Here is a 15,996-nt window from a genome sequence, read left to right as displayed (position 1 = left end):
CAGGCTGCTGAGGAAGTCTTCGGCGGGGAAGGCCTGGGACGGGACGAGGACACCGGGGTGGACCGGACCAACTGCATCCGTTGCTGAGCGAGCTCCCGGAGATCGTGCATCTGCCGGCCGGCCTCGGCCGGTATCCGGCGCTGCGGTCGGCCGCCCGCCGCTGGCCTGTCCGACCTGGTGGCGGCTGAACAGGGCCACACGGCTGCTCTGCGCCTCGGACGCTCCGCTCACGACCGTGGCGCACCGCGTCGGGTGCCGCTCGGGGTTCTTCGCCTTCGGCGCGGCTTCACACGGGAGTACGGCGTGACGCGCGGCGCCTGCCGGCGGCGGGTGCCTCAGAGGCCGTAGACCCGGGTGGCGGTGGTCTCGAAGACGTGAGTCCGGTCGGCCGGGGTCACCAACCGGGCGGCGGCGTCGAAGACTTCGGCGTAGGTCCCGGCCAGCGTGCACACCGGCCAGTCCGAGCCGAACATCAGGCGCTGCGGGCCGAAGGCGTCCAGGACCATGTCGGCGTAAGGGCGGAGGTCGTCCACCGTCCAGGAGGCGGGTTCGGCCTCCGTGACCATGCCGGAGAGCTTGCACACGGTGTTGGGGAGGGCGGCGAGGGTACGCACGGCGGTGGCCCAGGGGTCGAGGGCGCGGGAGGCGATGGGGGGCTTGCCCAGGTGGTCCAGGACGAAGGTGAGGCGGGGGTGGGACTCCGCCGCCTTGACGGCGGCCGGGAGCTGGTGGGGCTGGACGACCAGGTCGTAGACGAGCCCCGCGTCGGCGATCGCCGCCAGGCCCCGGTGTACGTCCGGGCGCAGCAGCCATTCCGGGTCCGGCTCGCCCTGGACCTGGTGGCGGATGCCCTTCAGGTAGGAACCGCCCGGGAGTTCGCGGAGGCGGGCGAGTTCGTCGGCGATGTCCGGGCGGGTCAGGTCGGTCCAGCCGACGACCGCCGCGACCAGGTCGTGGGCGTCGGCGAGGGCCAGGAACTCGGGGGTCTCCTCGGGCGCGGTGACCGTCTGGACGAGGACCGTGCGGGTGACGCCGGCCGCCCGCGCCTCGGGGTCGAGGTCCTCGACGGTGAAGTTCCTTCTGAGCGGCTGGAGTTCGGGTCCGGCGATCCAGTCCTGGTCCCGTACGGAGAGGTCCCAGACGTGGTGGTGGGCGTCGACGGTCATGGCAGCTCCCATACGACGGGCAGGCCGGCCTGCGCGCCTGCTTCGGAGTAGTCGTGGACGACGTCGAGAAGCTCGGCCATCCGGGCCTGCCAGGCCAGGTTGACCGGGAGCTTCTCCAGTTCGGCGAGGAGGTGGCCGTAGTCCGCGCAGTCCAGGAGATGGAAGAGGTCGGTGCCGCTGCGCCAGATGGTCCAGGAGGTGGCGCCGGCGGCCCGGATGGCGGCGGTGAGTTCGGCGGGCACCTCGCGGTGGGCGGCCTCGTACTCGGCGATGCGTTCCGCGCGGACCTTGGTGTGCAGGGCGACTCTCATGACGGCTCCTCCGTGGGGACGGGGGCGTCGGCGGGCAGGAGTCCGGTGGCACGCAGCTCCTGCCAGAAGGCGGCGGGTACATGCGTGCCGAACTGCCGTGCGCCGTCCTCGATCTCGGCCGCCGAGCGGGCACCGACCAGGACGCTCGCCACGGCCGGGTGGGCGGCGCAGAAGGCGAGGGCGGCGGCCCGGAGGGTGGTGCCGTGCTGTTCGGCGAGCTCCTTGAGCCGCAGGGCCCGGGCGAGCAACTCGTCAGGCGCCTGGGCGTAGTTGTAGGTGGCGTCCGGCTTCGGGTCGGCCAGCAGACCGGAGTTGAAGGCGCCGCCGATCACCACCGAGGTACCGCGCTCCTCCGCGGCCGGGAGCAGGTCGGCGAGTGCGCTCTGGTCGAGGAGGGTGTAACGCCCCGCGCACAGCACCACGTCGATGTCGGTGTCGCGGACGAAACGGGTGAGCATCGCGGTCTGGTTCATGCCGGCGCCGATCGCGCCCACGACACCCTCCGCGCGGAGCTTCTCCAGGGCCGGGTAGCCCTCGCGGAAGGCCTGTTCGGCGTGGTCGTCGGGGTCGTGGAGGTAGACGACGTCGACCCGGTCGAGACCGAGCCGCGCCAGGCTCGCCTCCAGGGTGCGGCGGATGCCCTCGTCGGTGAAGTCCCAGACGCGACGGAGGGTGTCGGGCACGGCGAAGCCGTTGGCGAGGTCGTCGCCGTCGCCGGGCCCCGGCTCCAGACGCCGGCCCACTTTGGTGGACAGGGTGTAGGCGGTCCGGTCGTACTCCCGCAGCGCCTCGCCCAGCCGCCGTTCGGACAGGCCGAGGCCGTAGTGCGGGGCGGTGTCGAAGTAGCGGATGCCCTGCTGCCAGGCGGCGGTGACGGTGTCGTGCGCCTGCTGGTCGGGGAGTTCGGTGTACAGGTTGCCGATCACGGCGGCGCCGAGGCCCAGCGGGCTGACCTGGACGCCGCTGCGGCCGAGGCCGCTCACTGTCCCACCGGACGCAGTCGCAGGCCCTGCGTGCCGCCGTCGACCGCAAGGGAGGTGCCGGTGGTGGCGCCGGACAGCGGGCTCGCCAAGTAGGCGATGGCGAGGGCGACTTCGGGGGCGGAGACCAGGCGGCCGGTGGGCTGGCGGGCCTCCAGGGCGGCGCGTTCGGCGACCGGGTCGGCGGCCTTGCCGAGGAGGCGGCCGATCCACGGGGTGTCCACCGTGCCGGGGTTGACGCAGTTGACCCGGACGCCCTCGCGGACGTGGTCGGCGGCCATGGCCAGGGTGAGGGAGTACACCGCGCCCTTGGTGGCGCTGTACAGGGCGCGTTGGGGCAGTCCGGCGGTGGCGGCGATGGAGCAGGTGTTGACGATGGCCGCGTGCTCCGAGCGGCGCAGGTGCGGGAGGGCGGCGCGGGTGGCGCGGACCATGCCGAGGACGTTGACGTCGTAGACGCGGTGCCATTCGTCGTCGTCGTTGTCCTCGACCGTACCCTGGGCGCCGATGCCCGCGTTGTTGACGAGGACGTCGAGGCCGCCGAGCGCCTCGACCGCGCTCTCCACGGCCGTACGCACGGAGGCGTCGTCGGTGACGTCGGCCCGGAAGCCGAGGAGGGGTTTCTCGACGGAGGACGGGTCGAGGTCGAGGACGGCCACCTGGGCGCCGCGCTCGGCGAGGAGTTCGGCCGTGGCCCGGCCGATCCCGGAGGCCCCGCCGGTGACCAGGGCCTTGAGACCCTCGAAGTCGGTCATGCCGCCTGTCCCTTCTGCGTTTCCGCGTCGGCGGCCCAGAAGGTGCCGCCCGGATAGGTGTACTCCGCGACGGCCTCCGGTCGCATGGCGGCCGAGAAGCCCGGTGCGGTGGGTGCCGTGTAGTGACCTTCCCTGATCACCACCGGGTCGAGGAAGTGGTCGTGCAGATGGTCGACGTACTCGATGACCCGGTCGTCGGTGGTGCCGGCGACCGCGAGGTAGTCGAACATCGAGAGGTGCTGAACGAGTTCGCACAGGCCGACCCCGCCGGCGTGCGGGCAGACCGGGACGCCGAACTTGGCGGCGAGCAGCAGGATGGCGAGGTTCTCGTTGACGCCGCCGACCCGGGCCGCGTCGATCTGGACGATGTCGAGGGCGCCGGCCTGGAGCAGCTGCTTGAAGACGATCCGGTTCTGGACGTGTTCGCCGGTGGCGACCTTGACCGGGGCGACCGCGCGGCGGATCGCCGCGTGCCCGAGGATGTCGTCGGGGCTGGTGGGCTCCTCGATCCAGTACGGGTCGAACTCGGCGAGGGCCCTGGTCCAGCGGATCGCCTCGTCGACGTCCCAGCGCTGGTTGGCGTCGATGGCCATCCGGATGTCCGGGCCGACGACCGAGCGGGCGACCCGGCAGCGCCGGATGTCGTCGTCCAGGTCGGCGCCGACCTTCAGCTTGATCTGCCCGAAGCCGCCGGCGACCGCCTCTGCGGCGAGCCGGGTGAGCTTCTCGTCGTCGTAGCCGAGCCAGCCGGCGGAGGTGGTGTAGGCGGGGAAGCCGCGCTCCAGGAGGCGGGCCCGGCGCTCGTCCGCGCCTTCGCGGCCCCGGCGCAGGAGGGCGAGGGCCTCCTCGGGGGTGAGGGCGTCGGTGAGGTAGCGGAAGTCGATCTGACGGACGATCCACTCGGGCTCGGCGTCGGCGAGCAGCTGCCACAGCGGCTTTCCGGCGCGGCGGGCGGCGAGATCCCAGACGGCGTTGATCACCGCGCCGATCGCCATGTGCATCACGCCCTTCTCGGGGCCGAGCCAGCGCAGCTGGCTGTCGCCGATCAGGTCCCGGTAGAGGGATCCGGGGTCGTCGCAGATCTCGTCCACCGGTCGGCCGAGCACGTGGGTCCGCAGCGCGTCGATCGCGGCGACCTGGACGTCGTTGCCCCGCCCGATGGTGAACGTGAACCCGTGCCCCTCGTGTCCGTCGCCCGCGTCGGTGCGCAGCACGACATAGGCGGCCGAGTAGTCGGGGTCCGGGTTCATCGCGTCGGAGCCGTCGAGCTCGCGCGAGGTGGGGAAGCGGATGTCGTAGGTCTCGAGCGCGGAGACGCGGTACGAGGGGCCGGGGCTCGGGGACACGGATTGCCTTTCCGTCGGGGGGAGTGCGGGACGCGGGTGGCTCGCGTCGGCGGCCGGCGTGCCGCCGTCGGTCAGTCCTGCGCCCTTCCCGTGGTGACACGGGCGATCATGAGGGCGACGAGGATGATGCCGCCGTAGATGGCCTGGATCCAGAACGACGGCACCTGCGCCAGGGTGAGCAGGTTCTGTACGACACCCAGAAGGAGTACGCCGGTCAGGGCGCCGAACATGGTGCCCTTGCCGCCGTCCAGGCTGATGCCGCCGATCACCGCCGCCGCGAACACCGTGAAGATCATGTTGTTGCCCTGGTTGGCGCTGATCGCACCCACGTAACCGGTCTGCATGATCCCGCCGACCGAGGCGAGAACGCCTGCCACGACGAACACCCCGAGCATCACGCGGTCCACGCGGATGCCGGCGGCGCGGGCCGCGTCGGCGTTGCCGCCGATGGCGTACAGGGCGCGCCCGACGCGGTGGTACTTCAGCACCAGTCCGGCGACCGCGAAGGAGACCGCCGCGAGCCACACCGAGAGGGGGACGTTGAGGAAGGTGGTGGTGGCCAGGGTGAAGAAGCTGTCGGGCATCCCGAACAGGGTCTTGCCCTTGGTCGCGCCGACCAGCACACCGCGCAGCACGATCAGCATCGCCAGCGTCACGATGAACGCGTTGAGCTTGAACTTGACGACCAGGATGCCGTTGAAGGCACCGACCGCCCCGCCGACGACGAGGATCGCCACCATCGCGAGGGCGGCGGGGAACCCGGTGCCCCAGCCGGATTCGGCCGACGGCAGCACGAGGAGGGCGCCGACGGCGGGCGCGATACCGACGACCGACTCCAGGGAGAGGTCGAACTTGCCGGTGATCAGCACCAGCGACTCGGCGAGCACCACCATCGCGAGGGCGGCGGAGGCGCCGAGGATGGAGATCAGGTTGCGCTCGGTGAGGAAGGAGTCGTTGACCACCGCACCGAGCACCATCAGCAGCAACAGGGCCGGGACGAGGGCGAGTTCACGGGCCCGGCGGAGAATGACGGTACGGGCCGCGCGCGTGTCCGGGGAGCGCACCGGGGTGATCGGCGGGGCCTTGGTCTCAGCCATGGTCCACTCCTTCGGGCATGGAGTCCACTCCTTCTATGGAGGCGATCAGCTCGTGGTCGTGCCAGCCGGCCGGGTGTTCGGCGACGATCCGGCCGTGGAAGAGGACGAGGACGCGGTCGCAGCGGCGCAGGTCGTCGAGTTCGTCGGAGACGACCAGTACGGCGGTGCCGTCCTCGCGGGCGCTGTCCACACGGGCCAGCAGGGACTCCTTGGACTTCACGTCGACGCCCGCGGTGGGGTTGACCAGGACCAGGAGCCGGGGGTCGGAGGCCAGGGCGCGGGCCATGACGACCTTCTGCGCGTTGCCGCCGGACAGGTCGGAGACGGGCTGCTCGGGGCCCTCGGCGTGGATGTCGAGGCGTTCGATCAGCCCGGTGGCGAAGCGGCGCTTGCGGTCGGTGCCGACGAACCCGCGGCGGCCGAGCCGGTCGAGCACGGTCATGGTGGCGTTGTCGCCGATGCTCATGCCGGAGACCAGCCCCTGGTCGTGCCGGTCACGGGGCACGAAGCCGACGCCGGCTTTCAGCACGGCCCGTACATCGCCGAACGGGAGCGGTTTCTCCTGTACTCGGGCCGTACCGCCGGTCGGGGTGCGCAACCCCGCGACGGTCTCGGCGAGTTCGATCTTGCCGCTGCCGCTGGTGCCGGCGAGCCCGACCACCTCGCCGCCGCGGACGGTGAGGTCGATGTGGTCGTACGACTCGGAACTCAGCCCCTGTACGTCGAGGACGACGGGCGCGTCCCCGGGAACCGCGTCCCGCGCCTGCTGGGCGCTCCCGGTGACGGCCTCCCCCGCCATCGCCTCCACCAGGGCGGGCCTGGGCAGGTCGGCGACGGGGGCGGTGGTGATCCAGCGGGCGTCGCGGAGCACGGTGACGGTCTGGCAGACCTCGTAGACCTCCTGGAGGTGGTGCGAGATGAACAGGAAGGTCACACCCGAGCCCTGGAGGGCCCGGATCCGGCTGAACAGCCGCTCGATCTCCCGGTTGTCGAGCTGGGCGGTCGGCTCGTCGAGGACGATGAACCGGGCGCCGAAGCTCAACGCGCGGGCGATCTCGACCATCTGGCGGTCCTCGACCTTGAGGTCGGCGGTGCGCGCCTCGGGGTCGACGTGCACGTCCCAGGTGTCGAGCAGCGCGGCGGCCTCCTTGTGGAGTCGCCGCCAGCTGATGAACCCCCGTTGCAGCGGCTGCCGGTTGATGAACAGGTTCTCGGCGACCGTCAACTCCGGTACGACCGTGGGTTTTTGATAGACGCAGGCGACCTTGCGCCGCCAGGCGTCCCGGTCGGCGAGCGGGGGCGCGGGTTCGCCGTCGAAGCGGACCGTGCCCTCGTCCGGGGCCTGGAGGCCGGTGAGGACGTTGACCAGGGTGGACTTGCCGGCGCCGTTACGGCCGACGAGGGCGTGGGACTCGCCGGGCAGGACGGTGAGCCGGCCGTCGGCGAGGGCGACGGTGGGGCCGTACCGCTTGACGACGTCCCGGGCCTCAACAAGTGGCGTGATCATTTGACCGTGTTGCCCCACAGCTTCGGGTCGTCCACGTTGTCCTTGGTGACCAGGGGCGCGGGCAGCTGGTCCTCCAGGATCCCGCTGGACAGCTTGACGATCGTGGAGTCGTGGTCGGTCGGACCCGGCTTGAACGTCTTCCCCTCCATCGCCGCCTTGATGTAGTACATGCCGTACTTGGCGTAGGCGTCGGCGGGCTGGGAGACGGTCGCGTCGATCTCGCCCTTGCGGATGGCGTCGAACTCCTGCGGGATGCCGTCGTTGGAGACGATCACTATGTGCCCGCTCTGCCCGGCGGTCTTGAGCATGCCCTTGGACTTCAGGGTCTGCAGGGTCGGGGCGAGGTAGACACCGCCGGCCTGCATGTAGATGCCCTTGATGTCGGGGTTGGCGTTGAGCAGGGTGCCCAGCTGGGAGGCGGCGGTGTCGGACTCCCACTTGGCGGGGATCTCCAGGACCTTGAGCTTCGGGTACTTCTTCTTCACGCAGGAGCGGAACGCCTCCGAGCGGTCGCGGCCGTTGACCGAGGCGAGGTCGCCCATGATCTGCACGACCTTGCCGCTGGTGACGTGCTGGCCGAGGTAATCGCAGGCCTTCTCGCCGTAGGCGACGTTGTCGGCGCGTACGACCATGGCTACCTTGCCCTTGTCGGGGGCCACGTCGACGGCGACCACCGGCACGCCCTTGCGTTCGGCCTGGTCGAGGCCCGCCTCGATGGCGGCGCTGTCCAGGGGCGCGACGACGAGGCCCTTCACGCCCTGGTTGAGCTCGTTGTTGATGTCGGTGATCTGCTGCGAGGGGTCGCTGTTGGAGTTGACCGTCTTCAGCGCGTCGACACCCTCGGACTTCGCCATCTTGGGCACGTAGTCGTTGTACGACTGCCAGAACGGCGAGGTCAGCAGGGGCAGGACCACCCCGACCTTGCCGGTGCCGCCGCCCCCCGCGCTGCCGCTGCCGGTGTCCTTGGTGCTGCCGCACGCGGCCAGCATGAGCGAGGCACCGACGGCCAGGGCCGTCGCGCCGATGATCCGGGACCTGTTCCGCTTCCTCAGTGTTCTGCCGGGCATCTGGCAGCTCCTCATCGAGCGTGTTCGAGCAGATGACGGCATACTTATCAGACCACTCGACGCCTTCAACACCCTGCGGACCGCAATTTTCCGTCGAAGAACCGTCGAATGAGCCGTAGTGGTCCGACCACCTTGCTGATTAGACTGCGGCTCACGGGCGACAGGAGGAACGGTGTGGACGAGACGGCCCCGCAGAAGGGCACGGTGACGCAGCGCGCCATCGAGCAGATCAAGGCGATGATCGCGGAGGGCCGGCTGGAGCCGGGCCAGCGGCTGCCGACGGAACGGGATCTCGCCGTCCAGCTGGGCATCTCCCGCAGCTCCATGCGCGAGGCGATCCGCGCGCTGACGGTCCTGGGCGTGCTGGAGGCCCGCCACGGCTCCGGTATCTACGTCACCCAACTGGAGGCGGGTGACCTGCTGGAGACGTTCGGTGTGGTCGCCGATCTGTCACGCGGGCCGCGGCTGGTGGAGCTGCTGGAGGTACGGCGGGTCCTGGAGTCGACGGCGACGGCGCTGGCCGCGGCGCGGATCACGGCCGACCAGCTGGCGGAGGTGGAGAAGCACCTGACGGCCATGAACGCGACGGACGATCCCGAGGAGATCCTCGCGCACGATCTCGCGTTCCACCGGGTGATCGCGGGCGCAGCGGGCAACGACACGATGGCCGCGATCCTGGAGGGGCTGTCCTCGCGGACGTTCCGGGCCCGGGTGTGGCGGGGGTACGAGGAGGAGGGGGCGTTCGCACGGACGCGCCGCGAGCACGCCGCCATCCACCGGGCCCTCGTCGCCCGGGACCCGGAGGCGGCGAGGGCCGCGGCGGCCGCGCATGTGGGTGAGGTGGAACAGTGGCTGCGGACCCAGCTGGGCGGACAGACGTGAGCGCCGGGGGCTGAACCGGCGCGCCGGTTCAGCCCCCGGCCGCGGGTACGGGCGGGTCCGGCCTGTGCCCCTGGCTCTCGGACCACTCGCGCAGCTCGTTGTCGCCGACCTCCTCGATCACCGACCGGAGGGCCTGGCGGGCCGCCCCGTCACGGTCCGGCTCGGGCACGAGCAGATACCGGTTGACGGCGCGGCGCAGCGTCTCCCGGGCCTGGGCGGCCAGCACCCAGCGCGCCCCCGGGGCGAACAGCTGCCGCAGCCCCGTGAAGAAGACGGCACCGCCCGCGATCAGCGCGGTCAGCCAGGCCGGTGCGTGCAGTCCGGCGGCCACCACCGTCACCGACGTGGTGCCGAGCGCACCGACCTCGGTGCCGTAGTGCAGCCGCCGGGCCCGGGCACAGGTCCTCGCGTAGAACCCCAACTCCCGTCGGGCGAGGGCCAGCAGGGGATCCGGCTCGGCGGCCCAGGACTCGTCGGCGACGGTTCTCCGTGTCATCGCCACATCATCGCGGGCCGGACGGCGCGGGTGGAAGCGGGTTCGGAGCGCACGCCCGGCGGACCCGGTCGGCCGGACGTGCGCTCCGCCGTCTCAGGCCCGCCGGAACCGAAGGGTCACCAGCTCGAACGGCCGCAGGCGCAGCGACACCGCGTCGCCCGCCCGGTCCGGCGCCGGGGTGTCCGTCGGCCGCTCCAGGAGGTCGGTCACCGTGACGTCCGCGACCGCGAAGCCCGCCGTGAGGGTGGCTCGTGCCCGGCCGCCGTGGGCCTCGTGGAACCGGACCACGAGGTCCCCGCTGCCGTCGTCGGCCAGCTTCACCGCCGTGACCACGACCGCGTCGTCGTCGACCGTCACCAGTGGGGCGACCTCGTGGGCGCCGGTGACCCGCCGCTCGGGCAGGTTGATCCGCCAGCCCTCGCGTACCGCGTCGCCGATGCCGGCACCCGCTACCAGCGCGTGCCGGAAGCGGTGGATGCCCTGGTCGGTCTCGGGGTCCGGGAAACGCGGGGCCCTCAGCAGCGAGACCCGCACGGTGGTCGTCGTCCCCCGGTCGCCGTCGGTCCGGACACTGCGGGTCACGTCGTGGCCGTACGTGGAGTCGTTGACCACCGCCACGCCCCAGCCCGGTTCCCCCAGTTGGACGAAGCGGTGGTTGCAGGCCTCGAACTTCGCCGCCTCCCAGGAGGTGTTGGTGTGGGTCGGGCGGTGGAAGTGACCGAACTGGGTCTCGGACGCGTACCGTTCGGCGTGCAGGTCCAGGGGGAAGGCCAGCTTGAGGAACTTCTCCGTCTCGTGCCAGTCGACCTCCGTGTCGATCAGCAGCCGGCGTTCCCCCGGCGGCAGGGACAGCACCTGGGTGACCCGGGAGGAGCCGAAGGACCGTACGATCCGGACGGACCGGCCGTCCTCGCCGGGGGCCAGTCCGTCGGTGTCCGTGAGGTCGGTGACCGCGTTGCGGTAGAAGGCGTCGACGTCCCAGGCGTCCCACATGTTGGGGAAGTCCGGGTGCAGCTGGAGCAGGTTGCCGGCCGTGCCGGGGGCGATGGTCTCGCGGTCGGCGGCCGGGTCGAAAACGGACACGACAAGGCCCCGGGCGTCGATCCCGATGCGCAGGAGGCCGTTGTCGAGGACGTACCCGCCCTCGGGCCGCTCCGACACCGTCGCCCCTTCCGGTGACCGCTCCTCCCCCGCACCCCCGGCGGGCACGCCGTTCCGGCTGTGCGGCGCCGCGTTGAACAGCAGCGGCCGGTCGCCCTCGCCCGCCAGTGCGCGCTGGGCCGCGTCGATGATCCCGTCGAGTTCGGCGGCGATCCGCTGGTACGTGGCCCGCGCCTCCCGGTGCACCCAGGCGATCGACGAGCCCGGCAGGATGTCATGGAACTGGTGGAGCAGGACCGTCTTCCAGATCCGGTCCAACTGCTCATAGGGGTAGGGGAATCCGGCGCGCACGGCAGCCGTCGCCGCCCACAGCTCGGCCTCCCTCAGGAGGTGTTCGCTGCGCCGGTTGCCCTGTTTGGTCTTCGCCTGGCTGGTGAGGGTGGCACGGTGGAGTTCGAGGTACAGCTCGCCGACCCAGACGGGCGGATCGGGGTATTCGGCCTCCGCCTTGTCGAAGAACTCCTCCGGGATCTCCCAGACGACCGTCGGCGAGCCCTCCAGGTCGCGCACCCGGGCCGCCTTGGCGACCATCTCACGGGTCGTGCCACCGCCTCCGTCACCCCAGCCGGTGGGCGCGAGGGAGTGCCGGGCCCGACCCTTGTCCTTGAAGTTGCGGGCCGCGTGGGCGAGTTCGCTGCCCTTCATGGAGCAGTTGTAGGTGTCGACGGGCGGGAAGTGGGTGAAGATCCGGGTGCCGTCGATGCCCTCCCACCAGAAGGTGTGGTGCGGGAACCTGTTCGTCTGGGACCAGGAGATCTTCTGGGTGAGCAGCCGTGTCGAGCCCGCCGCCCTGATGATCTGCGGGAGCCCGGCGGCGAAGCCGAAGGTGTCGGGCAGCCAGGCCTCGTCGTTCTCGATGCCGAACTCGTCCAGGAAGAACCGCTTCCCGTGGACGAACTGACGGGCCATCGCCTCCGAGCCCGGCATGTTGGTGTCCGACTCCACCCACATCCCGCCGGCCGGCACGAACCGCCCCTCCGCGACCGCCTTCTTCACCCGCGCCCACACCTCGGGCCGGTGCTCCTTCACCCAGGCCCACTGCTGCGCCTGGGACATGGCGAACACGAAGTCGGGCTCGTCCTCGATGAGCGCGGTCATGTTGGCGGTGGTGCGGGCGACCTTGCGGACCGTCTCGCGCAGCGGCCACAGCCACGCCGAGTCGATGTGCGCGTGCCCGACCGCGCTGATGCGGTGCGCGGAGGGAGCGGCGGGGACGGCAAGGACGTCCGCGAGGCATGAACGGGCCCGCACCGCCGTGCTGTTGACGTCTTGGAGGTCGATCGCGTCCAGGGCCCGCTCGACCGCGCGCAGGATCTCGTACCGGCGCGCCGCGTCCGCCGGCAGCTCGGCCATCAGCTCGCCGAGCACCTCCAGGTCGATCACCAGCTGCCACACGGTCTCGTCGAGGACGGCCAGGTCCATCCGGGTGAGCGTGTACTGCGGTTCCTGCCCGGCGGTGTCCTTGTCGCCGAGCGAGGTGGGCCGGAAGGGGTGGTAGTCGAGGATGACGGGGTTGGAGGCGGCCTCGATGTGCAGCCGCACCTCCTCGCCGCCCTCCACCGGGGCGCCGACGCGGACCCACTGGTTGCGCGGGTTGAGGCCCTTCACGGGAGTGCCGTCGGGCCGGTAGACCAGTCCCTCGCACTGGAAGCCGGGCATGTTCTCGTCGAACCCGAGGTCGAGCAGTGCCTCCACGGTCCGCCCGGCCCACTCCTCGGGGACGGTCCCGGTCACCCGGAACCAGCTGGTGCCCCACGGAGCACCCCACCGGGCGCCCACCGCGATCGGCTCGGGCTCGGCCGCGAGTCCCTCGGCGACCGGCACGGGCTCACCGGGCGCGTGCCACACGGCGACGTCGAGCGGCACGGACTCGGGATACACGGCGGGGCGGATGCGCTCGTCGAGGACGCGCTTGAGGCGGGCTTCGATCAGGCTGCGGTCGTCATGCATGTGGGGTGCTCCGTTTGATCGTTACCGGTTACCAGGTGTGCGTGACGGTCACGGGGTCCGACGAGGTGTACAGCTCCCCTACGGCACGTACTTCGAACCGTGCGGTGTCCTCACCCTGCTCCGGTTGGAGCCCGGTCAGGAAGTAGGCGCGCTGCCCGGTGGCGCCGAGGAAGCGCCGGGTGCCGTCGGGGAGCAGCCGGTGCAGCGTGTAGTGCCGCACCGCGCCGGGAGCCGCGTCCCAGGCGAGGCGCAGGTCGCCGCCGGTGGCCGCGGTGACCTGCGGGCCGACGGGCGCGGCGGGGGTGCTCACCGCGTCCCGGACGGCGATGCCGCCGAGCCGCCACTGGACGGGCCCGTCACTCGCCGTGAGCCGGACACCGAGGGCGTGGATCGTGCCGGAGAGTCCGGTGAGCGGGACGGTCGCGGTCGACCAGCCGTCGCCGTGGTCCACCGGCAGATAGGTGTACGGCGGTGCCGCACCGGCGCTGCCCGGCTCGGCGGTGGCGACGGCGAGCTCGACGTCCACGCTCCCGGCGTCGGTCCGGTACGTCAGCTCGACAACCGTCTGGTCGCCGATCGGCAGCCGGGTCTCATACAGGTCCAGCACCACGGGCCGGCCCGGATCACCGGCCACCAGCACGCTGCTGCCGCCCCGCCAGGCGTCGGCGAAGTCGAAGGTCACGGTGGGGCGGGTGCCGTCCGTCCGGACCGCCCATCGCCGGGACGGCAACCGGTCCTGCAGGCCGAGGTGGTTCCAGGCGGTGTCCGAGGTGACCTGGCCGTCCTCGTACCAGCGCAGCCCGTGCCCGGTGTTGAAGACGCTCGCGAACGGCACCGCCGTGACCGTCGACCGGTCCGCCACCGACACCGCCGGTGCCCGCCACGGGTCCGTGCTGTCCGGCCCGGACGGGTCCAGTGACCGCCCGGTCCAGAACCGGTCGTCGGCGGCGTGGAAGTCGCCGGGGGTGCGGCTCGCGGGGAGGTGGTTGCGGGTCCACTCGGGCCGGTAGAAGCCGATCGACGTGACGTGCGCCGAGCCACTGGGCACGATCGCGTCCCAGTTCACGGAGGTGTTGGACCCGTTGGACTCGACGTCGACACCGGCCCACAACTCGTATCTGCTGCGGCCGAGTTGGACCGCCTTGGTGCCCGACGAGGCGAGCGTCGAGGCGCTCCACCGGAAGTCCACGAACATGTCGTCGGCGGCTTGGAAGAAGGCCTGGTTCTGGCTGTTCAGTGCGCCCTGCCAGCTGACCGTGCCGTTCACGGTCATCGCGTCGTACCAGGTCACCCGTTGTCCTCGGGCCGCGGCGAGGGACTTGAGCTCCTTGACGAAACCGAGCATGGCGGTGCCGAGGACGGTGTTGCCGCCGCCGGTCTCGGCGTTCACGAACCAGCCGTCGAAGCCGTAGGCGGCGGCCACGGCGACGAGCTGGGCGGCGAGCGGATGGTGCCCGGTGGAGTCCGTCTGGACCAGGTCGCGGGTCCACTGCAGCTGGCCTCCGTACGCGGTGGGCGGCAGGAAGATGTTGCCGAGGACGGGCACGCCGTGCCGGTGGGCCGCGTCGACGATCGGCGCGTTCGGGGCGAGGATCAGGCCCTCGCCGGCCGAGCCGCCCCAGAAGACCAGTTCGTCGAGGTAGGCCCAGTGGGTGAGCGCGTAGTAGTCGGCGGTGGCCGCGCCCTGGGAGGGGTTGCTGGAAGTGGGGCCGAACGACACCAGTGCCTGGACGCGGGCCTGCCCGGAGCGGGCGGTGGTGTTGGCCGGAGTCGGGGTGAAGCGGGCGGCGAGCGGTACGGAGGCCGCGTTGAAGGCGAGGTCGGTGTCACCGGCGGCCGTCCAGCTCTTCAGACTGCGCCAGGTGATGCCGGTGCCCGGGCTGCCGGAGGGGAACGAGTCCGGGTACCAGTACGAGGCGTACGGTGCGGTGGCGGCCGCCGCGGCCTTCGGGACGGCGGCGCGGGCCGGGGCGGGCAGGAACGCCGCCGCGGTGGCGGCGATCAGGACGGTGCGTCTGCTGGGGTTCACGAGCGGGTGCCTCCTTGTGGGGTGGGGAGTACCTGATCGGGAGTGACGACTTCGGTGATGCCGCGTGCGGTCAGATGGTCCTGGTCGGCCGCGCGCGTGTCGAGGACGGTGGTGGGGCGGACGCCGTCCGCGACGAGCCGGAAGTAGGCGTCGAAGACCGGCCCGCCGGGGGCGCATTGGGAGCGCGAGGCCGGGGCCGAGGGCACGACGAGGGCCGTACCGCGCTCAGGTGCCGTGCTGGGCTCGGCCGCCGCGAGGACGCGCGCGATGTCCTTGGGCTTGCGGTCGTTGGTCAACAGGCCCAGCCCGTATTCGAGTTCGGGGAAGTCGGCCAGGCCTCGGCTGACGTCGTGGGAGCACCACCAGGTGACCCCCCAGAGGTCGGGGCAGTCCAGTACGGCGGTGATCGTGGCCTCGGCGAAGGCGGCGGCGTGCTCGGCCGGGATCAGCGGGGCGGGCGCGCCGACCTCCTGCAACCAGACGGGCCGGTGCTGCCGATGGGCCCAGGCCTTGCTCAACTCCACTAGGTACGCGGCGTGCTGCTCGGTCTGGAGGGCGGTACGGCCGTGCCGCTGGGCGGTGCCGTTGAACACCCAGGAGTGCACGGCGGTGACGTCGCCGAGGCGGGCCGAGTGGGCGGGGGTGAAGGGCTGGTCGTCCTGGTACCAGGCGGCGTCGTAGCAGGCATGCAGGTGGAGCCCGGCCGGCGCGCCCTCGGCGCAGGCGGCCAGCAGCCGTACCAGCCAGCGCTCCGCGTCCTCCTCGGTGATCCGGTCCGGGTCCGGATGAGGGCCGGCGGCGAACTGGTTGACCTCGTTGCCGATGGTCATCCCGATGAAGTTGGGCCGGTCCGCGAGGGCGGCGGCGAGGGTGCGCAGATAGGCGGCCTCCGCGTCGACCACGTCCGGGTCGGTGAAGAGGTTGCGCCGGTGCCAGGTCCGGGTCCAGGCGGGCAGGAAGTCGAAGCTGCTCAGGTGCCCCTGCAGGCCGTCGACGTTGACGTCCAGGCCGCGCTCCGCCGCCGCGTCGGCGAGGGCGGCCAGCTGCTCGACGGCGCGTGGGCGGATCAGGGTGCGGTCGGGCTGGAAGTAGGGCCACAGCGGGAAGACCCGGATGTGGTCCAGGCCGAGCGCGGCGATCGAGTCCAGGTCGGCCCGTACCGAGTCCAGGTCGAAGTCGAGCCAGTGATGGAACCACCCTTCGCTGGGGGTGTAGTTGACGCCGAAGCGCGGCGCGGCAGGAGGCATGC

13 protein-coding genes are annotated in these 15,996 nt (G+C 71.7%); 1 reads left to right on the top strand and 12 read right to left on the bottom strand.

Features of this window, described 5'->3' with window-relative positions:
- Positions 1-335: 335 nt before the first annotated feature.
- The 8 genes from EDD90_RS46150 to EDD90_RS46115 all read right to left on the bottom strand — a co-directional run bounded on the left by EDD90_RS46150 (position 336) and on the right by EDD90_RS46115 (position 8,229).
- A complete protein-coding gene (locus EDD90_RS46150; RefSeq protein WP_123979002.1) occupies positions 336-1,166 on the bottom strand; it encodes an amidohydrolase in 831 nt (276 codons plus the stop codon).
- Complete coding sequence (locus EDD90_RS46145) at positions 1,163-1,477, bottom strand: L-rhamnose mutarotase (protein WP_123979001.1); 315 nt, start codon at positions 1,475-1,477, stop codon at positions 1,163-1,165. Before EDD90_RS46145 ends, EDD90_RS46150 begins: the two co-directional genes overlap by 4 nt.
- A complete protein-coding gene (locus tag EDD90_RS46140) occupies positions 1,474-2,460 on the bottom strand; it encodes an aldo/keto reductase (protein WP_123979000.1) in 987 nt (328 codons plus the stop codon). Before EDD90_RS46140 ends, EDD90_RS46145 begins: the two co-directional genes overlap by 4 nt.
- A complete protein-coding gene (locus tag EDD90_RS46135; protein WP_123978999.1) occupies positions 2,457-3,212 on the bottom strand; it encodes an SDR family NAD(P)-dependent oxidoreductase in 756 nt (251 codons plus the stop codon). The genes EDD90_RS46140 and EDD90_RS46135 overlap by 4 nt, the downstream gene beginning before the upstream one ends.
- Positions 3,209-4,558 (bottom strand): L-fuconate dehydratase, encoded by a 1,350-nt coding sequence (locus tag EDD90_RS46130; RefSeq protein ID WP_123978998.1) that lies wholly within the window; start codon positions 4,556-4,558, stop codon positions 3,209-3,211. The genes EDD90_RS46135 and EDD90_RS46130 overlap by 4 nt, the downstream gene beginning before the upstream one ends.
- A gap of 71 nt (positions 4,559-4,629) precedes the next feature.
- Positions 4,630-5,655 carry an ABC transporter permease gene (locus tag EDD90_RS46125; protein WP_123978997.1) on the bottom strand — a complete coding sequence of 342 codons (1,026 nt, stop codon included), beginning with the start codon at positions 5,653-5,655 and terminating at the stop codon, positions 4,630-4,632.
- A complete protein-coding gene (locus EDD90_RS46120; RefSeq protein WP_123978996.1) occupies positions 5,648-7,162 on the bottom strand; it encodes a sugar ABC transporter ATP-binding protein in 1,515 nt (504 codons plus the stop codon). Before EDD90_RS46120 ends, EDD90_RS46125 begins: the two co-directional genes overlap by 8 nt.
- The gene (locus tag EDD90_RS46115; protein WP_123978995.1) at positions 7,159-8,229 is read right to left on the bottom strand and encodes a sugar ABC transporter substrate-binding protein; all 1,071 of its coding nucleotides are present in this window, start codon (positions 8,227-8,229) and stop codon (positions 7,159-7,161) included. The genes EDD90_RS46120 and EDD90_RS46115 overlap by 4 nt, the downstream gene beginning before the upstream one ends.
- A gap of 174 nt (positions 8,230-8,403) precedes the next feature.
- On the opposite strand from EDD90_RS46115, the gene EDD90_RS46110 reads away from it, so the two are divergent.
- Positions 8,404-9,111 (top strand): FadR/GntR family transcriptional regulator, encoded by a 708-nt coding sequence (locus EDD90_RS46110; RefSeq protein WP_123978994.1) that lies wholly within the window; start codon positions 8,404-8,406, stop codon positions 9,109-9,111.
- Positions 9,112-9,139: 28 nt separating this feature from the next.
- Here the strand turns inward: EDD90_RS46110 and EDD90_RS46105 are convergent, their stop codons facing one another.
- From EDD90_RS46105 to EDD90_RS46090, 4 genes are all read right to left on the bottom strand, one after another.
- A complete protein-coding gene (locus tag EDD90_RS46105; protein ID WP_123978993.1) occupies positions 9,140-9,607 on the bottom strand; it encodes a DUF4231 domain-containing protein in 468 nt (155 codons plus the stop codon).
- Positions 9,608-9,700: 93 nt separating this feature from the next.
- Positions 9,701-12,718 carry a glycoside hydrolase family 38 C-terminal domain-containing protein gene (locus EDD90_RS46100; protein WP_123978992.1) on the bottom strand — a complete coding sequence of 1,006 codons (3,018 nt, stop codon included), beginning with the start codon at positions 12,716-12,718 and terminating at the stop codon, positions 9,701-9,703.
- 28 nt (positions 12,719-12,746) lie between these two features.
- Positions 12,747-14,747: an endo-beta-N-acetylglucosaminidase gene (locus tag EDD90_RS46095; RefSeq protein ID WP_123978991.1), complete on the bottom strand. Its 2,001-nt coding sequence runs from the start codon at positions 14,745-14,747 to the stop codon at positions 12,747-12,749.
- On the bottom strand, positions 14,744-15,994 hold the full coding sequence (locus EDD90_RS46090; protein ID WP_123978990.1) for a glycosyl hydrolase: 1,251 nt from the start codon (positions 15,992-15,994) through the stop codon (positions 14,744-14,746). The genes EDD90_RS46095 and EDD90_RS46090 overlap by 4 nt, the downstream gene beginning before the upstream one ends.
- Positions 15,995-15,996: the final 2 nt, after the last annotated feature.

Origin of the sequence: Streptomyces sp. Ag109_O5-1 (assembly GCF_003814875.1) — a bacterium.
GTDB classification, from domain to species: domain Bacteria; phylum Actinomycetota; class Actinomycetes; order Streptomycetales; family Streptomycetaceae; genus Streptomyces; species Streptomyces sasae.
This window is presented reverse-complemented; position numbering and strand designations above follow the sequence as displayed.